At 40.3% G+C, this 24,229-nt stretch carries 22 protein-coding genes; 10 read left to right on the top strand and 12 right to left on the bottom strand.

Annotated elements, in window-relative coordinates:
- The first annotated feature begins 191 nt into the window (after positions 1-191).
- The 4 genes from HDE70_RS02510 to HDE70_RS02525 all read left to right on the top strand — a co-directional run bounded on the left by HDE70_RS02510 (position 192) and on the right by HDE70_RS02525 (position 8,267).
- Complete coding sequence (locus HDE70_RS02510; RefSeq protein WP_260159882.1) at positions 192-3,506, top strand: SusC/RagA family TonB-linked outer membrane protein; 3,315 nt, start codon at positions 192-194, stop codon at positions 3,504-3,506.
- A gap of 12 nt (positions 3,507-3,518) precedes the next feature.
- Positions 3,519-5,321 (top strand): RagB/SusD family nutrient uptake outer membrane protein, encoded by a 1,803-nt coding sequence (locus tag HDE70_RS02515; protein ID WP_183867608.1) that lies wholly within the window; start codon positions 3,519-3,521, stop codon positions 5,319-5,321.
- Between the two features lie 11 nt (positions 5,322-5,332).
- Positions 5,333-7,597 (top strand): GH92 family glycosyl hydrolase, encoded by a 2,265-nt coding sequence (locus HDE70_RS02520; RefSeq protein ID WP_183867607.1) that lies wholly within the window; start codon positions 5,333-5,335, stop codon positions 7,595-7,597.
- A 73-nt stretch (positions 7,598-7,670) separates the two neighbouring features.
- Positions 7,671-8,267 carry an HPP family protein gene (locus HDE70_RS02525; RefSeq protein ID WP_183867606.1) on the top strand — a complete coding sequence of 199 codons (597 nt, stop codon included), beginning with the start codon at positions 7,671-7,673 and terminating at the stop codon, positions 8,265-8,267.
- Here the strand turns inward: HDE70_RS02525 and HDE70_RS02530 are convergent, their stop codons facing one another.
- Positions 8,268-8,648 carry a hypothetical protein gene (locus tag HDE70_RS02530; RefSeq protein ID WP_183867605.1) on the bottom strand — a complete coding sequence of 127 codons (381 nt, stop codon included), beginning with the start codon at positions 8,646-8,648 and terminating at the stop codon, positions 8,268-8,270.
- A 105-nt stretch (positions 8,649-8,753) separates the two neighbouring features.
- Here HDE70_RS02530 and HDE70_RS02535 point away from each other — a divergent pair, with 105 nt between their 5' ends.
- Together HDE70_RS02535 and HDE70_RS02540 are read left to right on the top strand one after the other, a co-directional pair.
- A complete protein-coding gene (locus HDE70_RS02535) occupies positions 8,754-9,329 on the top strand; it encodes a Crp/Fnr family transcriptional regulator (protein ID WP_183867604.1) in 576 nt (191 codons plus the stop codon).
- A 108-nt stretch (positions 9,330-9,437) separates the two neighbouring features.
- Complete coding sequence (locus tag HDE70_RS02540) at positions 9,438-9,881, top strand: carboxymuconolactone decarboxylase family protein (RefSeq protein ID WP_183887864.1); 444 nt, start codon at positions 9,438-9,440, stop codon at positions 9,879-9,881.
- A 70-nt stretch (positions 9,882-9,951) separates the two neighbouring features.
- On the opposite strand, the gene HDE70_RS02545 is transcribed toward HDE70_RS02540, so the two are convergent.
- Positions 9,952-10,827, bottom strand: a complete 876-nt coding sequence (locus HDE70_RS02545; protein ID WP_183867602.1) for an NAD(P)H-binding protein — start codon at positions 10,825-10,827, stop codon at positions 9,952-9,954.
- Positions 10,828-10,908: 81 nt separating this feature from the next.
- On the opposite strand from HDE70_RS02545, the gene HDE70_RS02550 reads away from it, so the two are divergent.
- On the top strand, positions 10,909-11,271 hold the full coding sequence (locus tag HDE70_RS02550) for a winged helix-turn-helix transcriptional regulator (protein WP_183867601.1): 363 nt from the start codon (positions 10,909-10,911) through the stop codon (positions 11,269-11,271).
- Positions 11,272-11,284: 13 nt separating this feature from the next.
- Here the strand turns inward: HDE70_RS02550 and HDE70_RS02555 are convergent, their stop codons facing one another.
- From HDE70_RS02555 to HDE70_RS02565, 3 genes are all read right to left on the bottom strand, one after another.
- Positions 11,285-12,091 (bottom strand): helix-turn-helix domain-containing protein, encoded by an 807-nt coding sequence (locus HDE70_RS02555; protein ID WP_183867600.1) that lies wholly within the window; start codon positions 12,089-12,091, stop codon positions 11,285-11,287.
- Between the two features lie 4 nt (positions 12,092-12,095).
- A complete protein-coding gene (locus tag HDE70_RS02560) occupies positions 12,096-12,908 on the bottom strand; it encodes an oxidoreductase (protein ID WP_183867599.1) in 813 nt (270 codons plus the stop codon).
- A 100-nt stretch (positions 12,909-13,008) separates the two neighbouring features.
- Positions 13,009-13,761: an adenylate/guanylate cyclase domain-containing protein gene (locus tag HDE70_RS02565; RefSeq protein ID WP_183867598.1), complete on the bottom strand. Its 753-nt coding sequence runs from the start codon at positions 13,759-13,761 to the stop codon at positions 13,009-13,011.
- Between the two features lie 197 nt (positions 13,762-13,958).
- Between HDE70_RS02565 and HDE70_RS02570 the strand changes: the two genes are divergently transcribed.
- Both HDE70_RS02570 and HDE70_RS02575 read left to right on the top strand, forming a co-directional pair.
- Positions 13,959-14,843, top strand: coding sequence for a helix-turn-helix domain-containing protein (locus HDE70_RS02570; protein WP_183887866.1), 885 nt, complete (start codon positions 13,959-13,961; stop codon positions 14,841-14,843).
- A 70-nt stretch (positions 14,844-14,913) separates the two neighbouring features.
- Positions 14,914-15,927 (top strand): class I fructose-bisphosphate aldolase, encoded by a 1,014-nt coding sequence (locus HDE70_RS02575; RefSeq protein ID WP_183887868.1) that lies wholly within the window; start codon positions 14,914-14,916, stop codon positions 15,925-15,927.
- Positions 15,928-16,065: 138 nt separating this feature from the next.
- Here the strand turns inward: HDE70_RS02575 and HDE70_RS02580 are convergent, their stop codons facing one another.
- Genes HDE70_RS02580 through HDE70_RS02605 form a run of 6 tightly spaced genes read right to left on the bottom strand, consistent with a single transcriptional unit; the run spans position 16,066 to position 21,976 of the window.
- Entirely contained in the window at positions 16,066-16,467 is a 402-nt protein-coding gene (locus HDE70_RS02580; RefSeq protein WP_260159883.1) for a hypothetical protein, read from the bottom strand.
- Positions 16,468-16,476: 9 nt separating this feature from the next.
- Complete coding sequence (locus tag HDE70_RS02585; RefSeq protein WP_183867595.1) at positions 16,477-16,902, bottom strand: response regulator; 426 nt, start codon at positions 16,900-16,902, stop codon at positions 16,477-16,479.
- On the bottom strand, positions 16,892-17,971 hold the full coding sequence (locus HDE70_RS02590; protein WP_183867594.1) for a hybrid sensor histidine kinase/response regulator: 1,080 nt from the start codon (positions 17,969-17,971) through the stop codon (positions 16,892-16,894). Before HDE70_RS02590 ends, HDE70_RS02585 begins: the two co-directional genes overlap by 11 nt.
- Before the next feature lies 1 nt (position 17,972).
- Entirely contained in the window at positions 17,973-20,129 is a 2,157-nt protein-coding gene (locus HDE70_RS02595) for a 7TM diverse intracellular signaling domain-containing protein (RefSeq protein ID WP_183867593.1), read from the bottom strand.
- Positions 20,116-20,823, bottom strand: a complete 708-nt coding sequence (locus HDE70_RS02600; protein WP_183867592.1) for a hypothetical protein — start codon at positions 20,821-20,823, stop codon at positions 20,116-20,118. The genes HDE70_RS02595 and HDE70_RS02600 overlap by 14 nt, the downstream gene beginning before the upstream one ends.
- Positions 20,810-21,976: a ThiF family adenylyltransferase gene (locus HDE70_RS02605; protein WP_183887870.1), complete on the bottom strand. Its 1,167-nt coding sequence runs from the start codon at positions 21,974-21,976 to the stop codon at positions 20,810-20,812. Before HDE70_RS02605 ends, HDE70_RS02600 begins: the two co-directional genes overlap by 14 nt.
- Positions 21,977-22,104: 128 nt before the next feature.
- Between HDE70_RS02605 and HDE70_RS02610 the strand changes: the two genes are divergently transcribed.
- Positions 22,105-22,572 (top strand): response regulator, encoded by a 468-nt coding sequence (locus tag HDE70_RS02610; RefSeq protein WP_068401605.1) that lies wholly within the window; start codon positions 22,105-22,107, stop codon positions 22,570-22,572.
- Between the two features lie 82 nt (positions 22,573-22,654).
- Here HDE70_RS02610 and rpoN read toward each other — a convergent pair whose 3' ends face one another.
- Positions 22,655-24,127 carry an RNA polymerase factor sigma-54 gene (rpoN, locus tag HDE70_RS02615; protein WP_183867590.1) on the bottom strand — a complete coding sequence of 491 codons (1,473 nt, stop codon included), beginning with the start codon at positions 24,125-24,127 and terminating at the stop codon, positions 22,655-22,657.
- Positions 24,128-24,229 lie beyond the last annotated feature (102 nt).

Consider the following 24,229-nt stretch of genomic DNA (forward strand, 5'->3'; position numbering starts at 1 on the left):
CTGAAGAATGAAGCCGGACAATGATTGGACCCATTGCCCGGCAGAAGATTTGAGCCTACCCATCCGATTTTATCGGAAAAATTAATCTGAACCAATTTCTGTATTACTCAAACCCATTCAAAAGTATGAAATTAAATGCTTTTAACCCTGGTATGTCCTTTCGCAGGCTATACCCTAAACTGCTATTGATAATGAAATTAACCACTTTCATCCTCATGATAGCCCTTGTACAGGCAAGCGCCAGCGTTTTGGCGCAGAAAATTAATATCCATCAAAAAAACAAACCACTTTCTACAGTCTTAAAGGCCATCAAAGAACAAACAGGCTATGTATTTCTGAGTAATAACTTTGACCCGGCCAAAGAAATGGTGACCGTTAACTTGAAGGATGCAACCATTGAAGAAGCCTTAAAGTCTTCTTTAAACAAACTTTCTATTTTTTATAATATAGTTGATAAAACGATTTTATTGTCTAGAAATGAGGTTTTGCATGCTAAAGCAGACCTGATTGTGATCCGGGGAATTGTAACCGATGAAAAAGGAATGGGAATTCCCGGGGCAGGTGTTAAAGTTAAAGGAAGCCTGGTTTCCACCTCTACAGATGTGAACGGAAGTTTCAGCATTAACGTGCCTTCTGCCGAAGCTGTGCTGATTGTGAGCTATGTCGGTTATCAACCACAGGAAGTTACGGTAAAAAATCAGAGAAACCTAAAAATAAGTCTTTTACCAAGCGATAATGCATTGGAAGAAGTTGCAGTTGTAGGCTTTGGTACACAGCGTAAAGTTTCTTTGATTGGCGCACAATCTACCATCAGTTCCAAAGAACTTAAACAGCCAGTGAACAGTGTTACACAATCACTTTCTGGCCGGATTGCAGGTGTAGTAGGCGTTCAGCGTAGTGGAGAACCTGGCAGGAGCACAGCTGATATCTGGATCAGAGGTATTTCTACTTTTGGCGGCAACTCCAGTGCCCCGCTGGTTTTAGTGGATGGCGTAGAGCGTTCCATAGATAACATTGATGCTGAAGATGTAGAATCTTTCACTGTACTTAAAGATGCCTCCGGAACTGCCGTATATGGTGTAAGAGGTGCAAATGGGGTAATTCTGGTGAAGACCAAAACTGGTAAAGCCGGTAAAACCTCGATTTTCCTGGACTACAATGAAGGCGTCAGCACTTTTACCAGGAGACCTGAAATGGCAGATGGAATTACTTTCATGAATATGGCCAACGAAGCGAGTATAGGAAGAGGCTTAGGAGAAAAATACAGTAAGGATTATATTGATAAAACGGCCTCTGGAGTTGATCCGCTGCTTTATCCAAATGTAAACTGGATGAACGAAATATTTAATAAGTACAGCCGTAACCGCAGGGCAAACCTGAATGCAAGCGGAGGAACAGATAACGCACAATATTATGTTTCTCTGGCCTATTACAATGAAACCGGCTTTTTAAAAACCGATCAGCTCTCTCAATATAATTCCTCCCTTGATTTTAAACGGTATAACTTCACTTCTAACCTGAACATGAAATTGACAGGGACTACAAAAATGGATTTGGGTATACAAGGATATGTGTCAACCGGCAATTATCCGGGTGAAAATACAGAAAACATTTTTGGATCAGCTATGGACATTTCTCCCGTTGAATATCCGGTGATGTATCCAGGGAACTTTATCCCCGGTAAAGCTTCTAATGGTGGTTTCAGAAATCCTTATGCAGATTTAACCAGGCGCGGATACCGGACTGAGTTTGAAAATCAATTGTATACGAATTTAAGATTGACACAAGATCTGAAAGGTTTAACCGAAGGCTTAACGGCTACCGTGATGATCGCTTTTGATACCAAAAACACCAGCAGTGCAAAGCGTTCTAAAAGAGAAAGCACTTATTTCCCGGATTCCAGCAAGCCTTATAACGAAGACGGAACGCTAAACCTGATTAAAACCTTCAACAGTTCCGGTAATTACCTGAGTTATGAACCCAACAGGGGCGGCAACAGGAAACTGTATAATGAAGCCGCTATCAATTACGACCGCGCATTTGGCAAACATAGGGTAGGTGGGCTGATCTTAGGGTATACCCAGGATTATACCAACCCTTTTGCCGGTGACTTTACCTCTTCCATTCCGGAAAGATTTGTCGGAATCGCAGCAAGGGCTACTTACTCTTATGACGACCGTTATTTCGGAGAGTTTAATTATGGATACAATGGCTCAGAATTATTTGCCCCGGCAAACAGGTACGGATCATTTCCGGCAATTGGCTTTGGCTGGATCCCTTCGAACGAGAAATTCTTTGAGCCTTTAAAAAAGGCAATTTCCTTTCTGAAATTCAGATACTCTGTAGGAACAACCGGAATCGGGAAGATCTCCAATGAAAACCTGGTCGGACGACGTTTTGCTTATTTAACACTCGTAACAGACGGAGCAGCTGGTTATCAGTTAGGGAAGAACTTTACCAATACAGGAGGAATTAACGTAACTGATTACGGAGTGGATATCAGGTGGGCTGAATCTAAGAAACAGGATTTGGGGATGGAAATAAGAACCCTGAATGATAAACTGAGTTTAATGGTAGACGTGTTCCGGGAAAAACGTACCGGGATCTTTTTACAAAGACAATCCGTACCCGGATTTATTGGTTTAGTCAATTCACCTTACGGAAACCTCGGTGTGGTGGACAACAAAGGTATCGATGCAACGCTTGAATATAACATGAAAATAGGGCAGGTGGATGTCGGTTTAAGAGGTAACCTGACTTATAACAAAGACGTACTGGTCAACGACGATCGTCCCACTCAAAAATATCCATGGATGAGTCATATTGGTGATAATATACTCTCAAGATATGGCTATATAGCCGAAAAATTATTTGATAACCAGGCAGAGATTGATGCAAGTGCGGCTCCCGGATCAAAGAAATTACTGAAGCCTGGTGATATTAAATACAAAGATCTGAATGGTGACGGGTTAATTAATGACTATGATAAAACCAGGATCGGCAGAGGTGATGTGCCTAACCTGGTAATGGGTTTTGGTTTTAGTGTAGCCTATAAAGGATTTGCACTCAGCACACTTTTTCAAGCCTTACAAAACTCAGATGTCATGCTTGGCGGGTCTGCTATTTATCCGTTTAATGGCGGTGGCGGGTTAAGTAATGCCTTTAGCAATGTCACAGACCGCTGGACACCAGAAAACCCAAGGCAGGATGCTTTTTATCCGCGGCTGGCCTATGGAGAAGATCAGAACTTTAACAATACACAGCCGAGTTCTTGGTGGGTTAAAGACAACAGTTTTATCCGTTTGAAAAGTGCACAGCTGAGTTACAACTTTTCTAAAGAAGCTGCTGCTAAACTACACCTTAAAAATATGTCAGTTTATCTGATTGGAACCAACCTTTTGACCTTCAGTAAATTCAAGCTCTGGGACCCTGAGTTGCTTACAGGGAACGGAACCAAATATCCGTTGACCGCTAATTTGTCAGTAGGATTAAATGTTAAATTTTAAAAGCCGGATATCATGAAAAAATATATATGTATACTAAGTCTTGCCGCCCTGTTTACCCTTTCCTGTAAAAAAGGATTTCTTGATCAGGTGCCTAATGACAGGTTAACCCTGGATGAAACGTTTTCGAACAGGCTTACAGCCGAGAAATTCTTAAATAACATTTACAGTAGTGTGCCCGATGAATTCGGACAAAGAAACCCCGGAAGTTCCAATGCCGGCTTATGGACAGGTGGATCTGATGAAGCAGAATTTACCTGGGGCGGGGTAGCCAGTAATGCTGTAAATATCGGAAACTGGGATGCCAATTCTGGCTTTGTTTATGCCTATTGGAATAATTATTACAGAGGGATACGTTCCGCTACTTTCTTTATGGCAAATATTGAAAAAGTGAAGAATGACCTTTCTCCTCAGCTCATGACGCAGTACCGGGCAGAAGCCAGGGCATTGAGAGCGATGTACTATTTTTACCTTGTCCGTTTATACGGGCCTGTGATCCTTTTGGGTGATAAAGTTGTGGCCCCGGATGTACCAAGCTCAGAAGTTCAGTTGCCAAGAAGCTCAATGGACGAATGTGTCGCTTATATTACCACAGAACTGGATGCCGCAGCTAAGGATTTGCCCATTACCCCTGCAAACGATGATAGTTACGGAAGGATAACCAAAGGAATTGCGCTCGCATTTAAAGCACAAACCTTGTTTTTGGCAGCAAGTCCATTGTATAATGGAAACAATGACCTATCCTCCCTGAAAAATAAAGACGGCAAAGCACTGGTGAGCCAGAGTTTCGACGTGAACAAATGGAAAGCTGCTGCGGATGCCTATAAATCTTTTATTACCCAGTTTGTACCGGGAACTTATGATTTATTTAAAAAGACTGATGCCAATGGTAATTTTGATCCTTATCTATCTTGCAGAGATGTGTTTTTAACTGATTGGAATAAAGAAGTTATCCTGGCCAGACCAGAATCTTCTCTATCAGCCAGACAATATGAAATGACTCCTTACCATCGGGGTGCAAATTCAGCATCCAGAGGCGGTGGAGCATTGGGCGCGACTCAAAACCAGGTAGACGCTTTCTTTATGCAGAATGGTAAAAGTATCAACGATGCTGGCTCAGGTTATGTCAGCACAGGTTTTGCTGCAACGGCTACTAAATATACTAAAGCAGGTATTTATAATCCCTGGGTAAATCGTGAACCGCGTTTTTATGTCAATATTACCTATAATGGAAGTACCTGGCTCAATACCAATGATGGATTGATTACTACAGAGTTATACAATACCGGTAATTCAGGTAAACAGACAGGAGGGAATGATTATAGTACCACAGGTTATGTCGTAAGGAAAGCAATGGGATTAGGGAACTGGAATATAGACAGAAGACCAGTGATCTTATACCGTCTGGCCAATGTTTTTATGGATTATGCAGAAGCTTTAAATGAAGCAAATCCCGGTGATCCGGACATCCTGAAATACCTGAATCTGATCAGAGAAAGGGCAGGAGTGCCACTTTATGGATCAGCAGACTTACCTGTTCCTGCCGGGCAAACTGAAATGTCGGCAGCACTGCGGAAAGAAAGAAGAGTAGAACTTGCTTTTGAGAACGTTAGATTTTTTGATACCCGCAGATGGAAAATTGCAGAGACTACTGACAATGGGCCGGTTTATGGTTTGGATATCAATAAGAACCTGCCGGATTTCTTACAGGTTGTTACTTTTGAAAGCAGGGTGTTTAACAAAAGACATTACCTGTTTCCTATTCCTTCGAATGATGTCAATGTAGACGAAAACCTGGTGCAAAATCCAGGATGGTAAAATCAGCAAAGATGAAATTTAAGCTATTCACAATCTCGTTTTGTTTCCTGTGCATTTCAACCTATGCACAGGAGACAAACCTGGTCAGGTATGTCAACACTTTACAAGGCACAAATTCAAGCCATGAACTGACCAGGGGAAATACTTATCCAACCACAGCATTGCCATTTGGCATGCATACCTGGACTCCGCAGACCGGGAAAAATGGCGATGGATGGAAATACCAATACCAGAAAGATAAAATCAGGGGATTTCAGCAGGCGCATCAATGCAGCTCCTGGTCAAGAGATTATGCAGTTTTCTCTTTGATGCCTGTAATCGATGAACTGGTGGTGGATGAAAATAAGCGCGAAGCTAAATTTAGCCATGCGGCTGAAATAGCGAAGCCCAATTATTATAAAGTCAGATTTGAAAATAAGATCACCACAGAAATCTCTCCAACCGAACGTGGTGCACATTTAAGGTTCAGCTATCCTGAAAACAAGAAAAGCTACTTGGTTTTAGATGGTTATACCCATATCAGCAGTATTCATATTTTTCCGGAACAACGGAAAATAACAGGTTACGTGAACAATGGAGAGGGCTTTAAAGAAGGGTTCAAAAGCTTTTTTGTCATCCGGTTTGATCAGCCTTTTAAAGCTTATGGAACCTGGGAGAATAAGCAGAATAGCGTACAAGCAGCTGCAAAAACAGCAGACGGAGCAGGTAAAGGTGCTTATCTTGAATTTAATGCAGGTGCAAAAGTGCAGGTAAAAGTAGCTTCGTCCTATATCAGCCAGGAGCAGGCAGAATTGAACCTGGCTACAGAGTTGGGAGCAGATCAGACACTGGAACAAACCAAAGCCAAAGCTGCTAAGATCTGGAATGAAACCCTGGGGAAAGTAGTGGTAGAAGGAGGCTCAGAAGAAGATAAAGCTACTTTTTACTCTTGTTTGTTCAGAGCCAGCCTGTTCTCCAGAAAGTTTTATGAACTGGACAAAGCAGGTAAACCCTATTACTTTAGTCCTTACGACGGAAAAGTACATCCAGGTTATCTATTTACAGATACCGGGTTTTGGGATACCTTCAGAGCACAATTCCCTTTAAATACTTTGCTCCATCCACAAATGCATGGACGGTATATGCAATCGCTGCTTTCTTCGTGGGAACAATGCGGCTGGTTACCTTCCTGGTCGTTTCCAAGTGAAGCAGGTTCTATGATCGGAAATCATGCGATTTCTCTTTTGACTGATGCCTGGGTAAAAGGAATCCGCACTTTTGATCCTGCAACGGCTTTGAAAGCTTATTTCCACGAAGCGACTCAAAAAGGGCCATGGGGGCCGGCAAATGGCAGAGACGGCTGGAAAGAATATTACCAACTGGGGTATGTTCCCTATCCGCAATACAGAGAAGCGACTGCTAAAACACTGGAATATGCATATGATGATTTCTGTGGTTATAAGCTTGCAAAAATGACGGGTAATGACTTTTATGCCGGGATATTTGAAAGACAGCTATTCAACTATAAAAATGTGTATGACCAAAAATCAGGGTTTATGCGGGGAAAAGATCAGGATGGAAAATGGAATCCGAACTTTGATCCCGCAGAATGGGGCGGCCCTTTTACCGAAGGAAATGCCTGGCATTGGGAATGGTCTGTTTTTCATGATATCAATGGTTTGATTAAGTTAACCGGAGGTCAGGAGAACTTTACCAAAAAGCTGGATTCTGTATTTTCCGTACCTAACCGCGTTAATACAGGGACTTATGGCGGGATGATCCATGAAATGACAGAAATGGTGATGGCAAATATGGGACAATATGCACATGGTAACCAGCCTATACAGCACATGCCTTACCTGTATAATTATGCTGGTCAGCCCTGGAAATCACAGTTTCATACCCGCAATATTATGTATAAACTGTACAATTCCACAGAAAACGGTTATCCGGGAGATGAAGATCAGGGGCAAACTTCTTCCTGGTTTGTGCTGAGTGCGATGGGGATTTATAGTGTAACCCCGGGCACAGATGAATATGTATTAGGCAGCCCGATGTTTAAAAAGATTACCTTGAATTTAGAGAACGGTAAAAAGTTTACCATAGATGCAGCGGCCAACAGCCCTGAAAACTTATATATTAAATCTGCTACTTTAAACGGTAAAAGCTATACTGCCAATTTTATCAGGCACAGTGATCTCGTTAATGGAGGGGTATTGAAATTAGAAATGACCAATCAGCCCGAATTAACGCGCGGGCTGACTGCTGCCGACAGGCCATTTTCTTTAACACCTTAAAAATAATAGCGGAGTTTTCTGACTCCGCTATTATTTTGTTTCCTCTCAAAAGGTTTATTTTTGCCGCAGATTTATGAGACATAAAATAAGAAGGCACGTCAGGAAAGCGAAATATATCTTTTATAAAGAAACACTGGTCGATTTCAGAGAGCACTTATGGACTTTTATCGGTGCATTTTTGGGCATAGGGATCATTGGTTTTATCAACAGTAAATACTTCACTGCCTACGAGAACCTTTTTATGATTGGTTCTTTTGGTGCTTCTTCCGTCCTTATTTACGGGATCATTAACAGTCCTTTAGCGCAACCCCGCAACTTAATTGGCGGACATGTACTCAGTGCAATTGTAGGTGTGACTATGCACAAGTTAATTCCAGGAGAAGTCTGGCTAAGTTCTGCCCTTGCAGTTTCACTCTCTATTGTCGTGATGCAAATGACTAAAACCCTTCATCCTCCGGGAGGGGCAACGGCACTGATTGCAACTACCGGAACAGCTAAAATTAATGCATTAGGTTATTTCTACGTACTCAGCCCGATATTTACAGGGGTACTGATCCTGTTCATTGTGGCTGTTATTTGTAACAATGCCACTCCCCACCGCAGGTATCCGGCCAATAAAAACTGGTATAAATTCTGGAGAGGGAAACACCGGAACCCAAAGGCCTTGTAATTAATTGAGGATAGGTTTCAACTCTTCATTGATCTTTTTGACGCGGTTCAGGGCGGTTTTGCTATTTTTAGATTTATCAAATGTTAAATTGAAATCTCCGGGTGTGGATTTGATCACAAAAGTGGTTTTATCGGCCATAGTCACGTTGATTTCCGAAGGATGGGCAGCTTTAAAAATAGTATCCTGTCCAATAAAACGGGTTAGATACTGCTCTACAGAGTCTGTTTTGCTTTTGTTATAATCAATTGCTAACTGATATTGATTATGGGTCTCTTTAACGACTATTGACAGGTTGTTGCCAGAATTTTTGCAACTGCTGAAAATGGAGCTAAGAATCAGCAATAGGGTTAAGATTTTTGTGGTTAAATGTTTGGTGTTCATGAGGTTTGGTTTTTATAGAGAAAATAAGTGCTTTTTTAATTTAGACTCCGGCAGGTCAGATATGTTGCACCAAAATCATTGTTTAATTATTATTATTGTAGTACGATGTATCAGGAGCTTTTAGACCATATCAAAAAGTACGTACAGTTAAGCCCATCTCAGCAGCAGCAATTCTGTGAAAAGCTGCAACTGATAACACTGAAAAGGAGAGCGTTTTTGCTGGAACCCGGCAAACACTGCCAGGGAAATTACTTTATCACTAAGGGATGTATGCGCCAGTTTCTGATCAATAAGAAACTTAATGAACAAATTATCCATTTTGGTATTGAACACTGGTGGATTGCAGATCAGGACAGCTTGCTGAACAATCAGCCTTCTGCTTGTTATATTCAGGCTATAGAAGAAACTGAATTACTCTTGCTGCATGAAAAAGACCGGATCAGCCTGTTTAAAGAGATCCCGCCTTTAGAAACTTATTTCAGGATCATGATGCAGAAATCATTTGTTGCTTCTCAGCGCAGAATAGGATTTATTTTTAATCAGACCGAAGAAGAGCGTTACCGGCATTTTTCTAAACTCTTTCCTGATTTCGTTCAGCGGGTTCCTCAATATATGCTGGCTTCTTATCTTGGCTTTACCCCGCAGTTTTTAAGCCGGTTACGTGCTAAAAAGGACTTGTAATTTCTTAACTACAGTTCATTTTTCTGAGCTCTTGTATTCCTGATCTTTGTTTTAACCTTTTTAACTATCAATTCGTTATCAAAAAGGATCATCTTAAAAGACAAAAACATGAGCAACAGAATTAAAATCAACGAAGTACAACCAGCAGGATATCGTGCTATACTAGCCCTTGAAAAATTCATTGAAAGCACCAGCCTGACTACTATACACAAAGATCTGATTAAAATCAGGGCGTCTCAGATTAACGAATGTGCTTTTTGCATTGACATGCACACGCTTGATGCACGTAAATCGGGAGAGACGGAACAAAGGATCTATGCGCTTTCAGCATGGCGTGATACTCCTTTTTTTGATGAACAGGAGCGTGCTTTATTAGCATTGACAGAAGAAGTTACCTTAATTAGTAACCATGTATCTGATGAAACGTATAAAAATGCAGCGTGCCTTTTTGATCCTGCATACCTGGCTGAAATCATCCTGGCTATTATTACGATTAATGCATGGAACAGAATCGGGATTACAACAGCATTAGAACCCGCATTGCGGTCTTAATATCAATAGCACAACGGCAAAGGTTCTGTAATACCTTTGCCGTTGTGCTATTGATACTTAAAACAGCTGCTTAGAAAGCAGCTGCAAATTCTTTGGCAAAGTCTTCCAGTTTGGTGGCTGAAAATTCAGGTTGATTGACCTTAAAATCTTCCCATAAAACACCACTTCTGATCGCTGTTCCCATTTCTACGAAATTCCTGGCCAATTCTACAGGTAAACCAGCCTGGATCATTCCATCATAAGCCTGCTCATCTGTAAACTCCACCCATTTCAAATCGGGTTTTCCTGTTGCTGTACCTAATACAGTTGCTACTTCTGCTGGAGTACGGACATCACTGGTTACATAACGAATACTTTTGCCTGTAAATGGCTGCTGTATTTCTTCTGCTATGGCCTGTGCAATATCATTCGGATGAACCAGTACTAATTCAGCAGCTTCTCCATAATTACCTCCAATTATACCTGCGTGTCTGATCATATCGGCACTGCCATATAAGTTGACATAAAAATAAGCAGGGCGCATATGTTTAACTGAAACACCTTCCAGTTCACTAAATATGTGTTCTACATCGTGTAAGCCTTTAATCGGGCCTGTACCCTCAGCTAAATGTGCACCAATACTGCTTAGATTTACCACTTGCGTCACTCCGGATGCACGAATTGCTGCGGCATAATTCTGACCAACTGTATTCATGAAACTTCTGAAATCAGGAGCTGCATAATTTGGCGGGCACATCGTATAAATCGCATCTGCGCCTGTAAAAGCCTTTGTTAAAAAGTCAACATCATCCACTGAGCCGATAGCCGCTGTAGCGCCTGAATCTTCAATTGCTTTTACTTTATCAGCACTGCTGCTGATTACGGTGACCTCATGACCTGCACTAACCAATGTTTGTGCTAATGGTTTACTTATATTTCCTAAAGAACCTGTTATTGTAATTTTCATAATCTTAATCTTTTATTATTGACAAGACAAAGGTATATTTGTACTTACTTTTTTACAAGTACTTACCCCAAAGTATGTATCATGACCAAGATTAAAGAAAATTCAAGTATTAGCCTGAATAAAGAATTAGCAGAATTAAAATGTCCGGTTACCTATGTCATGAATAAAATTGGCGGTCACTGGAAATCGATTATTATTTATCAGCTCAGAGAAGAGTCCAGACGCTACAGTGAACTCAGAAGGGCTATCCCTATCATTACTGAAAAGATGCTGATCCAGAGTTTAAAACAACTCGAAGCCGATAACCTGGTGATCCGGAAAGCCGAACCGGTAGTTCCTCCGTTTGTCACTTATTCTTTGAGTCCTTCGGGTAAAGAATTGGTCCCTTTAATGAATATGATGGCCGAATGGGCTATTCAGGATAGTGGCAGAGCAATGGTTTAATTTGCACCAGTAATTAAACTACTGCTGAAGGCGTAATGCCGAAAGTCTTTTTAAAGGCGAAATAGAAATGAGACAGGTTTTCGAAACCAATATCAAGATAAATCTCCGCAGGTTTTTTACCCTTTTTCTGAATCAGGTAATAAGCTTCCGAAAGGCGTTTCTGTTGCAACCAGTTTCCCGGTGAAGTATTGAAAATCCGGGAAAAGTCTCTTTTAAAACCGGCAAGGCTTCTGCCTGTCAGTTTCGCGAACTGATCAATAGGCACATTAAACTTATAATTGTTGTTCATATAAGCTTCGAGATCTATTTTATAAGGCTCACTAAAATCAAACAGGAATTCTTTGACGGCTGGATTCTGGTGCAGTAATAATTCTACCGCTTCCCTGGTTTTGAGCTCTGCCATTGCTTCTTTAAATGGCAGAATCCGGTTAAAATAAGGCATTAAAGAATCGAAATATCCCTTGATAAATGGATCCGGAGGTAATACACTGATCGGATCGCCCTGGTATTTAGCAGGTGTTTCTATTTTATTTTCAGCACTATACTTACGCAGAAAAGCCTGGTCAAGGAATATATTGATCGCTTTAAACTCACCATCTGGCGGAGGTACTTTCAGCGATTTAATCAACTGATTTCTGCGAACCAGTGCAACAGTTCCCGCCTTAAAGATCCGGATACCCTGATTGGTCAGCAAGTGGCTCTCACCGGCAATAATATAACCTAAAGCATGTTCCTGAACAAATTGTTCGTGGCCTCTTTGCGTACTGTCTACACAAGCATAAACCAGGTTGTTGAGCAGTGTGTGATCTTGAATTTCCATCTGGTTATTTAATCTGGCTCATCGTAAGCTGATCAAATATACGGTCTGGCAATAACTTTCTCAGCAGCACAGTTGGAGCGGCAAGATATCCTCCAACGTATCTGAATTTGGGTTTTTTAGCCTCGATTGCTTTCAGCATCAATTCGGCAATCACTACAGGTTCAGCAGATTTAGGTTCCAGCATTACACTCAGGTTAACGAATTTCTGAGCCATGGGCTGATAAATATCCTGACCTGATACTTTCATTAAATTAGCCATTGCTACGCCGGCCCATTCCGATTTTACACCGCCCGGTTCAATCACAATCACATCAATCCCAAACGGTTTCAATTCATTGCGCATGCTGTCACTTAAACCTTCTAAAGCAAATTTACTGGCATGATACCAGCCACCAAGGGGTAAAGCAAACTTTCCACCAATAGAAGAGATATTCAGGATTTTTCCATACTGATTTTCCCGCATCGAAGGGATAACAAGCTGGCTTAGCCTGGCTACACCAAATACATTGACCTCCATTTGGTATCTCGCATCTTCAATTGGAACGTCTTCTACAGCTCCATAAGAGCCAAAACCTGCATTATTAATCAGGATGTCGATCCTGCCTTCAGCCTTGATGATTTCATCCACTCCTTTCACCATAGACTCTTCATCGGTTACATCCATCTGGAGAACTCTGGCACCCAGGCTGGCTATATCTTTCATATTTTCTACTCTGCGTGCTGCCCCATAAACGGTGTATCCCCGCTGCAAGAGTAATTTTACGGTCTCTTTACCCATCCCGGCTGATGCGCCGGTAATTAATACTACTTTATTCATGATCTTTTTTTATACAACAAATTTGAACATAAACCGGGCGAGTAAATTTGCTGTATAGCTCAAACTTTAATTGTTGTAAAGCTCAGATCAAAGCATTTAATTAACCGGATATTCCAAGGTAATAATTCAGATCCATATCATCAATGTGGTTTTTAGGATGAAAAGTATTTCCCATTAACATCACGTTCATCGCAGCAGATACTCCTTTAAGCTGAACAGCTCTGATTTCCGCATCTTTAGGATCACTCAATAAATCGTAAGTGCTTTCAGAAATGATCAGGTTATTGTTAAGCCCTTTAGTTTCTCCCTGTAAACGCGAAGCGATGTTTACTGGTAAGCCCATGACAGTCATCTGCTCTTTATTTGCCAGATCATATTGTCCCACTACAACCTGACCATGATGTACGCCAATACCAACCTCGTAACTCAGGTTAAAATAGGGCTGTGCATAAGAAGCATTAAAAACATCCACATCACGCAGTAAAGCATAAGCCGTATCAACCGAAGATTGTACCGCTTTTCTGATAGTCGTATCCAGTCCGAAAACTGCATAGATACTATCTCCATTGGTTTCGATAATCCTGCCCCCGGCCGCAGTAATAGAGCGGTTAAATAAAACAAACAGTTTTCTGATCATATAAATGACTTCATACGAGGATCTGATCTCCATAGCGGCCGTGAAATTGCGGATATCAAGAAATAAAAGAGCCAGCTCACGCTCTTCACCAAGCGCGGTATAAATCTCCTTCATCTGATCGGGTGATTTGCACACAATAGTCTGGTCAGTAAGCCGTGTACAAGAAATTTGATGTGTTGGCAGGGTAGATGGAATGTAGTTGTTCTGAGTTTTCATAAGGTAATCTTTAAATGGTAGGTTTACATTTATTTCTGAATGTAAATTTAAGAGAGATCCTGCTTCCAATGCCTGCGAGAATCAAACCGATAATTGCAAAATTCAAACGTTTTATAAGCAGCACTGGCGGAGATAATAATTAAGCATGTTATTCCTGATTTCTTTAAATTTGTTAAGACAAACTTAGCCGCACTAACGTGCTTAAGATTGTAAGAAAACGAAAAACTATGGAAGACGCGGCAATGGATGGAGAATTTTATGAGGTTCAGGCACCTTTAAGTGACGTAGTCAGTCATTTTTATCATTTACATACCCCAACAGTTGCTGAAGTGGTTTTGAAACATCTTTCTCCCAATTTTGATATGTTAATGATTTTCAATTTTGGTACGCCTGTCCGGTATTCATTTAATGATGCCGCGTTAAATACGGTTCCAATTGAACGGGTAGCTGTGATCGGGCCGCTCAAAAAGATGCTGAATTATGAATTACGACCTTCAACAGATGTGATCATTGTAAATTTCACGTTGAATGGTTTTTACAGGTTGTTTAAAATCCCTGTAAATGAGCTGGCACCGGATGAAGTGATAGACCCGGATATATTAATTGATAAGACTTGTTTTGCAGACCTCTGGGCACGGTTAGCTGCATTGCCATCCACAACTGACAGAATTCAGTTGATAGAAGCTTACGCGGCTTCTTTTACGGCAGAAAATGATGCCTTTGCTATTCCTTTGTTAAACGGACTGGCTTATTTCCAGAATCCGGCTGTACAACCGGTAAAAGCTATTGCAGCAAATGCTGCTTTATCAGAGCGGACTATACAGCAGCGTTTCCAAAAATTTACAGGATATTCCCCGAAAGAAATCCTTCGTTTTATGCGTTTCAAAGAGGTTATTACGCAGCTCATCAATCAAAAAGAAAAAGAAATTGATCTTTTTGAGCTGATTGAAACACATGGTTATCATGATCAGAGCCATTTGATTAAAGACTTTAATCATTTTCTGGGGACTACACCCCGTAAATTCCTCAAAAATATAGCTGGTAAAGGTTTTTGTGTCACCAGGCCCGGCAAACACTATTAGTGCAAACAATTGTATTTATCGAATTGTTCTTTGGTTGAGCCTGATCAGATCAGGGCCCGCAGCAATAATTATGGAGAATATAACCACACAATTGATCAGCACTGCAAAAGCGATGGTAGCCGATTTCAAAGGCCTCGTTGCTATAGATGAAAGTGTTGCTACCCTCAATAAACGTTTTGAACTTGCAGGTATACCGCAAACCGAGGCTTACAGAAGAGCCTACCGCGAAGTATTAATTACTACGCCGGGAATAGGGGAGTATATCAACGGAGCAATATTATTTGATGAAACCGTTCATCAGCAAACCCTTTCAGGTGTTCCATTTCTGGAAGAACTTAAAAAAGCAGGGGTTATTCCCGGGATCAAACTTGATGAAGGAACAGAAGACCTGGCGGGTTTTCCTAAAGAAAAGGTAACCAGAGGACTGGATGATCTGCAAGAAAGACTGACCATTTATGCCGCATTGGGACTCAAATTCGCTAAATGGAGAGGAGTGATCCTGATCGATGGTGACCTGCCTTCAGAAGCTTGTATTGTCAGTAACACACATGCTCTTGCCCGCTATGCTGCTGCCTGTCAGCGCGCCGGAATTGTACCTATTGTAGAACCGGAAGTGATTATGGATGGTAACCATACCATCGAACGCTGCGCAGCAGTCACTGAAAAAGTATTACGTTCCCTATTCCAGGAACTGTATCTGCTCAAAGTAGAACTGGGCGGGCTGATTTTAAAACCTAATATGATTCTTGCAGGTAAAGATGCCCCTGAAAAGGCTGATCCAGCTTTGGTGGCGAAATTAACCGTGAACTGTTTACGTAACGCTGTTCCAGCTACAGTTGCGGGAATTGCGTTTCTTTCTGGTGGCCAGGATCCGCTGACCGCTTCACAAAACCTAAATGCAATCAACTCGGTTTATAAAGCCGTATTTCCCTGGCCGGTTACTTATTCTTTCTCCAGAGCCTTGCATCAGCCTGCTTTGGAAATATGGAAAGGTAAACAGGAGAATGTGAAAGCTGCACAGGATTCTTTTTTAGAATTGGCTAAAGCAAACCACGAAGCAAGAAAAGGAAAGTTTAAGTCGTAACTTGTTGTTTTTGAGGGATTCATAGATTGTGGATGATATTCCTCAATGTGAATTCTTTATTCCACAACTTTTTAATATAAAAAATTCCCGGAGTCTGTATAACTCCGGGAATTTTTTTGAAATATAAGTATAAAGTGATTACTGGATTTTAATTTTAAAACTATCAGTTTTAGGGGCCCCGGCATCTACAGCGGTCAGCTCATTGGAAACCGTTCTTCCGTATGAATCGATTACGATCAATCTGATCATTTGTTTTTTTGGAGATTGAATAGTTGTTTTTAGTTCAAAATCAGATACATAGCTGAATTTTACATCTTCGCTGTTCTTAATACCAACCGCATATTGATCATTAATAACGGTGTAATTCAGCATACAATCTGCACACTCTACTCTGATTACCCCATCCTTGGCAAACAGTACATTAGACAAAGGATCAAGACCCGAATCTTTTTTGCAGCTTGTAAAAGCAAGAGAAAGACATAAAAATGTAAAGATGATTTTAAACCTGTTCATACTTATAGCAGGCATTAATAATGCCATAAACGGGGTTTACCTGGTGGCAGAGAAGTTCGCCCTGAACAATTCTTCCAGGTGTGCGGGATAGAGTGGCTTTTTAAGAAGTTTAATCACATATGGGTTTGCTTCTGCCTTACGGATATCACCAAAATCAAGCGTAGAAGAAAGCATGGCAACCACACAGTTTTCTTTGAGCTCAGGAGGGAAGCGCTTATAGTTCTCCAGAAATTCAAAACCATCCATTTCGGGCATCTGGATATCTAAAAGGATTAGATTGGGTAATTTATCCAGTTGGTTAGAGTGGGTGTTAAAATAACTGAGCGCTTCTTCTCCAGATTGGCACTGAATGATTTCGTCGAATAATTTAGAGATAAAAATGATCTTTGAATTGATCTTCAGGTCAATGATATTATCATCGATCAGCATCACTTTTATTGCGCTCTCGAGTTTATTTGGCATTGGGAATAGTAATTTTAAACGTAGTACCATGGTTCAGAGAGGAACTGACAGATATTTTTCCATCAATCTTGTTTAAAGCTTCTTTCACTATAAACAGCCCCAAACCACTTCCTTTGTTATTTTTTGCTTTAAAGAACTGCGTAAATATCTTTTCAAGATGTTCATTGAGAATACCCAGTCCATTATCAGTGATTGATATTTCGGCAGACAGCAAATTAGCTTCTATGGAAATATCAACGACCTTATGATGTCCGCTTTCCTTCTGATATTTGATGGCATTAGAAATCAGGTTGCCCAAAATGACCTCAATCCGGAACGAATCGCCCATAAATGGATGTGTCTGATTAATATTCAGATTGAACTGGGTATCCCTGTCACTATAGGCATACAAGTCAATCATTTCATCTACCAGTGTCTTGAAATTGATCGGTGAATTTTCAGAAATGTTCTTATTGTTTTTATAGTACTGAAGCGTCTTTTGTATATAATAATCCAGCTTATTAGAGCAGGATTCTATCAATTCCCAGTATTCTCCGCTTGAATTATACAATCCTTCCATTTTTACCAGGTTTACAATACCAATAACTGAAACCAGCGGAGCTCTTAATTCGTGAGAAATACTGTAAATAAACCGGTTAAGTTCATCATTCGTCTTTTCCAGTTCCTTAATCTTGTTCCTCAGATCAATTTTAGACTTGTAAGCATCATGCGCATTTTTGATAGAATTGTGCAATTCCAGATCATTCCATGGCTTAGTGATGTATCTGTAAATATCACCGTGATTAATCGCATCTGCTAATGCAGCAATATCTGTATAACCAGTCAAAAGTATGCGGATAGGGTCCGGATAAGTATGTGCGATACTCTTAAAGAATTCTACACCTGTGGTTTCAGGCATCTTCTGGTCTGCGATAATAACTTCTACAGGCAGGTTCTCCAGTACCTTTAAACCCTCGGCTGCGGAAATCGCTGTGTAAATCTCATATTGTCTCCTAAAACTTGCTTTGAATGCGAGGAGGTTATTCTCTTCATCGTCAATATATAAAACTTTAACAGGCGAGCGAGTCATATTATTGTATGTTTAGAGGCAAGGTAATAATAAATTCTGTACCTAGATTCACTTTTGTAACAACATCTATATGGCCTTTATGTTTTTCTATGATGCTGAAAACAATAGAAAGGCCTAAACCTGTTCCTTCCCCAACTTGTTTTGTGGTGAAGAAAGGTTCAAATATTTTCTGTTTAATTTCATCGGTCATTCCAGATCCGGTATCCTTAATACTAATGATCACATGGTCAGCTACCGAAGAGGTGGTGATATAAATATACTCTTCTTCTGCCGGATTTTCTTTAACCTTTAACGCATGCAGGGCATTAGTAATCAGATTCATAAAAACCTGGTTTATCTTGCCAGGCAAGCATTCTACCAGTGGGATTGGTTGCAGATCCTTAACGATTTTGATATACGGAGGAACGGTGCTCCGCAGTAAAACCAGGGTAGATTCCAGTCCTTCATTTAAATCCACAGGCTTGGTGTCACTCTCATCAAGTCTGCTGAAATTTTTCAGACTTCTGATAATTTCTGCTGTTCTTTTAGCACCTTCTCCAATTCCGGAAAGTAAAGAATTAATCTCCGTTTTGATAAAATCAATATCAATTTGTTTTTTAAACCTGTCAATCGCTGAAATCTGTTCCCTGATATCGCGGTCAGGATCGATTTCTTCATACTTCTGGATGACATCGTACAGATCGTTAATATCCAGTCCGAGCGGTTTGATATTGGAAGTTACAAAATTAATAGGATTATTGATCTCATGAGCGATACCCGCAGTCAGCTGGCCCAGACCAGCCATCTTTTCGGCATCAACCAATTGAGATTGTGCTTCTTTTAATTCTTTCAGGGTCAGATTTAAGGTAAGATTCGAATTCTGTAATTCTTCTGTGCGTTTATTCACCTGGATTTCCAGTTCGATATTTTGTTCACGGATCAGTCTTTCATTCTCTTTAGAGATTTTCAGTGCCTGTTCCTGAGACTGCTCTTTATCTTTCCGGTAAACGTTTATTTTATCTGCCAGCGCGAACGAAAGCAAGGTGATTTGTATGACAGAACCAATTTCTAAAATATAAGAAGTAAAGAGATTATACTCAATTAAGTTGAAATTTCTTAAAACAAAGATCACCACGCACAATAAAAAGATGGTATAGGCGACCAAAAAGAACAGGGCAGGACGGGAACCTTTTCTCCGGATTACATTGGCCACATACAAGAAATAAAGTGAACCAAATAAAGCCAGGGTCTGCAAGCATTTAATGCTCGTGGTATGCGCGCCCGAAATCCATACACCAAGTGCTATAAAGTAGAAAAAGACGAACAGGTCTATTCCGATATGCAGTTTTGGGGTATGTATTTTTGTTTGTAAAAACCGCTTTAAGAACAGTGCTGTTGTGATACCTGAGAAAAATGGTACCAGAAAAGAACTGTTTATGGCCAGCCACGGACTATCCGGCCATAGAAATTTGAAAGCATAACCCTGAAAAGTGGCCTGCGTTAAACCCACAAAAAAGATGTAAATGATGTAATAAATATAACTCGGATCTTTTACTGTGAAGGAGATAAACAGGTTATACAAAATCATGATAATGATAATTCCGGCATAGATCCCGAAAAGTATATTTTTACTGTTATCATTAACCAGTACTACTCTGGGTGTGCCTAAAGAGATAGGCAACTGAATCTGGTCTGTAGAACTAATGCTGATGTAAAAGGTTTCCTTTTTATTTTTGGCAATGGTTACCGGAAATATATAGTTCGGATTATTGACTAATCTGGCATGAAAGGCTTTAAACTTTCCTAATTTTGAAGAAGCATAAAGCTTGTGATTATCCAGTCTGTACAAAGTAATACTATCAATTGCCGGTTGCGCGACAACGAGCATTAAATTCTCTGCAAGGCTTTGATTATCTACCGTAAATTTTACCCAGATTTTATCTGAAGTTATACCCAGGTTAGGGACTTTCTGATTGAGATATTCGAATTTACGGCCGATTACCTCGTGGATGGTTAATGATTTTGCAGGATCTCTGAAAATGGATATACCGTTTTCAATCTTTAAAATGTTGTTTTCATTTTTAAAGACAAGCGTACTGTCCTGTGTCGCTGAATAGGTGAGCGCGCTGTTGAATACAAGCGCTATTAGAAAAAAAAGTAGTTTTTTAAACAGGGTCATGCAGATTTGGGATGTCTAAATTATATTCTAACTGGTACATACCTTTTGGGCCTCTTTCTTCAAAAAGCTGATGTGGATTGTCACGCAGGGAAAGAATTTTTTCACGTTCTGAATCATCAGCATTACTTAAATCAAAGGGATTTCTTAACCGCATTGCAGTGGCCACCAGGTCATCTTTAGGATAGTAAAACAGACCATTGTTACCCAGTGAGGTTTCAATCACGCAGCCTACTCTTTTTCCCATCCTGACCGTAACAGGGGCACATAATACAAATAAGCTTACGATAGGCAGTTTTGCCGCAAGCACAGAACCAACCCTGGCCAGTACATGGCTTCCAATGCCCATACCCGCAACCTCTCTGGAGTTCCATAACCCGCATAATTCGCAGGTTCCGCCACGGTCTTCATCCGCATTGATCATGTCGTATATTTTCGGGTCGTATTTACCAATTGCAGAAGCAATAGGCAATTCATACTGATCAGTTTTAATTTGGATCCTTGCACCTCCATAGACGAATTTAGTTTCTTTATCTTCCACTAAAATAACCATGGTTTTGGGATCTTCTACCCAATCCTGTTTGTTTGAAGTAATCTGAGTGATGCCATAAAGTTCAAGTAAGCGTTTGTGGCCGACAATAAATTTTGAGCAGGCTTCCGGATCATCCGGAGCTCTGAATGTTCTAATGTGTATCATTGTCTCCGTTTATATTAGTGATTGTATTAAATTCATCAGTAAACAATTCGTCGAAATCAACGAAGTACCTTCCTGAGTTACTAAATTGTTTAAGCAGTATGCGGCGGCTGATATCTGTAATCATTGCCCCACCAAGGGTTACTGCCGAAGCAAGCTGTGGCCAGCCGACAATAGTTTTGTTCATCTCACCAACTGATTTCATCATGGCCGGAGATAAATTCTCAAAACCTATAATTTTCCCGAGGTACCCTATTTTTTCAGGGATCGTCAGTTTATTTAAAGTTTCTGTGAGCTGATCTGCGCTTAGTGCTTCCAGCTCTGCTACCTTTCCGTGGAAGATTGGCCTTTCAGGCTCCAGATCGAAACGCTCTACATCCAGCATCCCTTTGTCATTGGTATCCATCACTACAGGAATCCCCAATGCTTTAGCTTTGATGCGGGCAAGGATTTTGATGTCAATCCCATCACATTCTTCTACCAGGATATCCAGTTTCCCGTTTCCGGTAAAAAACTCATCAATAGTATCCAGTGTAATTCCTTCGGTAAAACAGATTACATTGATGAAAGGATCAAGTTCGGCAATCTGTCTGGCTGCTACAATGGATTTATTTAAACCAAGGTCTTGTACATTTACCTTGATCCTGTTCATATTGCTTAACTCAATTTCATCGAAATCAGCCAGGCGGAGCTCTCCGCAGGTCCGTTCCATAGCCAGGGTTAAAGCAATGCTCTGTCCTACAGAAAGACCAATAATCCCTATCTTTTTTTGCTTTAGGATATTGATTTCTTCAGGTGTGATTTTATACACGTTTCTGCTTGTTCTTACCTGTGCAAATTCCTGTTCATCAAGTGTGTGTACCAATTTATTTGACCAGGGATAATATACCCATACGCCATATTGGTCTGCATCATTTTTCAGGTGTGCTGCGATCAATGCCGCAGATTCTTCCGGAGTTAATTTTTGCTGTGGATTATTCAATTTAATGAGCTCTGCAAGCTGGCTTAAAATGGTATCATAAATGAGCAGGGCAGGGTTGCTGGCGATTAAATTTTTAAGCTTTTCTCCTTCCTCCGGATTGATTAATCTGAAATAAACGGGACGGTATATCATTGAATGGCCGGGAGCATTAACACTAGAATTAATCTTATCCATTTTTGCTTTATTGTGTGAGCTTTTGTGTAAAATTGATCAATTATTATTTAGAAATAATTTTTATCCGAAATTAGTTTTTTAGAATTTATAAAAGCAATATATTTAACAAAAAAATCCAATAAATAACAATGAATTCCGACACCCCAATTAATGTGCTTTATGTGGATGATGAAGTTCATAATCTTAACTCTTTTAAAGCCGGCTTTAGAAGGAAATTCAACATTTTTACGGCAGAATCTGCTGTAGAGGGACGGAAGGTATTAGAAACTGAACTTATTCATGTCATTATCACCGATCAACGCATGCCGGTTACCACTGGTATCGAATTTCTGGAATCAATTATTCCGGATTTTCCTGATCCGATCCGAATATTGCTGACCGGTTATGCGGATATCAACGCCGTTATTGATGCCATCAACAAAGGTCAGGTTTATAAATATATTCAAAAACCATGGATGGATGAAGATCTGAGGATCAACATCGAAAAAGCGTATGAGATCTATGCGCTGAGGAAAGAAAACAAAGAGCTTACTGAAGCTTTACTGGTTGCCAACAAACAACTTGAATTCCTGCTCAGACAAAACTTGCTTTCTTAAGTAAGTATAAAAAGCAAAAGGCAGGTGTATTTGCACCTGCCTTTTGCTTTTCTGGTCTCAGCCCCCTCGCTGAGTAACCGGCCTAAAGCTCTTTTCTTAACCTCGCTACAGGAATATTCATCTGCTCCCTGTATTTCGCAACTGTTCTGCGGGCAATATTATAACCTTGTTCTTTTAAGATCTCTGTGAGCTTCTCATCTGCCAGTGGCTTGCGTTTATCTTCATTGCCAATGCAGTCTTCCAGAATTTTCTTTACCTCTTTGTTCGATACTTCTTCACCACTTTCGGTCTGGATAGCTTCAGAGAAGAAAGACTTCAGTAAGAAAGTCCCGAATTCTGTTTGTACATATTTAGAGTTTGCTACCCTTGATACGGTAGAAATATCCATGTCAATTTTATCAGCAATGTCTTTCAGGATCATCGGGCGCATTTTACGTTCATCACCTGTCAGCAAATATTCATACTGATATTGCATAATGGCATTCATTGTTTTGAGCAGGGTTTGCTGACGTTGTTTAATCGCATCAATAAACCATTTTGCTGAATCCAGTTTCTGCTTCACAAATTGTACAGCCTCTTTTAGCTTTTTGTCTTTCTGTGCAGCTTTATCATAGTGCTGGAACATGTCTATATAAGAACGGCTCACTCTTAACTCCGGTGCGTTTTTTGAGTTTAAAGTCAAAATCAGAACAGAGTCGTTGTTTGAAATATGGAAATCGGGGATAACCTGTAATTGCTTGGTTGTTACCTGGTTTGAATCACCTGGTTTGGGATTTAACCGAAGGATTTCTGCAATAATTTCCTTTAAATCTTCACTGTTTAAGCCTAATGACTTTTCAAGTTTGTCGTAATGTTTTCTTGTAAATTCGTCCAGGTAATTTTCTACGATCATGATCGCTTTCTGGATAATCTGATTGTTCGGATCTTTTCTTCGCAATTGCAGCGTCAGGCATTCCTGTAAATCTCTGGCTGCAATTCCCGGAGGATCGAAGCTTTGAATCACTTTCAGCATTTCCAGTACGTCTTCTTCTTCGACCATTGCATTTTGTGAAAAAGCAAGATCATCAATCATAGAGGTAATTGGTCTGCGCAGGTAACCATCGTCGTCTAAACTACCGATGATCTGTTTACCGATAATAAAGTCCTGATCTGATAAAGGAACCAAATCAAGCTGTTCCTGAAGGCTTTCAAAGAAAGTACTCTCAATAGCTATCGGAGTTTCTTTCTTTTCCTCATCATCATCATTGTTATTGTAGGAAGTGCTGTAATCATTGCCACCATCATCCTGTAAGTAATCATCTACATTAAATTCATCAGTACTTTCTTCCTTTGACCCCCCGTCAAAATCATCAGGAGAATCATTCAGATCATCATATTCACTTTTAGGTTCTTCCGCGATCATTAAACTTGGGTCTTCGAGCGCCGGATTTTCTTCTAACTCTTCTTTTATTCTGGTGTCAAGGGAAACAGTAGGTACCTGCAACAGCTTAATAAACTGAATTTGTTGAGGCGATAACTTTTGAAGTAATTTTTGTTGTAAATGTTGTTTAAGCATGTTTTGTAGAAAAGGTATTATGACCCGTTTCAAAAATAAGCATTTGGTTTATATATCAACCATATTGTGGAACGAATATTGCGTTTGAATGTGTTTTTCCAA

The sequence above is a fragment of the Pedobacter cryoconitis genome, assembly GCF_014200595.1.
Taxonomy (GTDB): Bacteria; Bacteroidota; Bacteroidia; order Sphingobacteriales; family Sphingobacteriaceae; genus Pedobacter; species Pedobacter cryoconitis_C.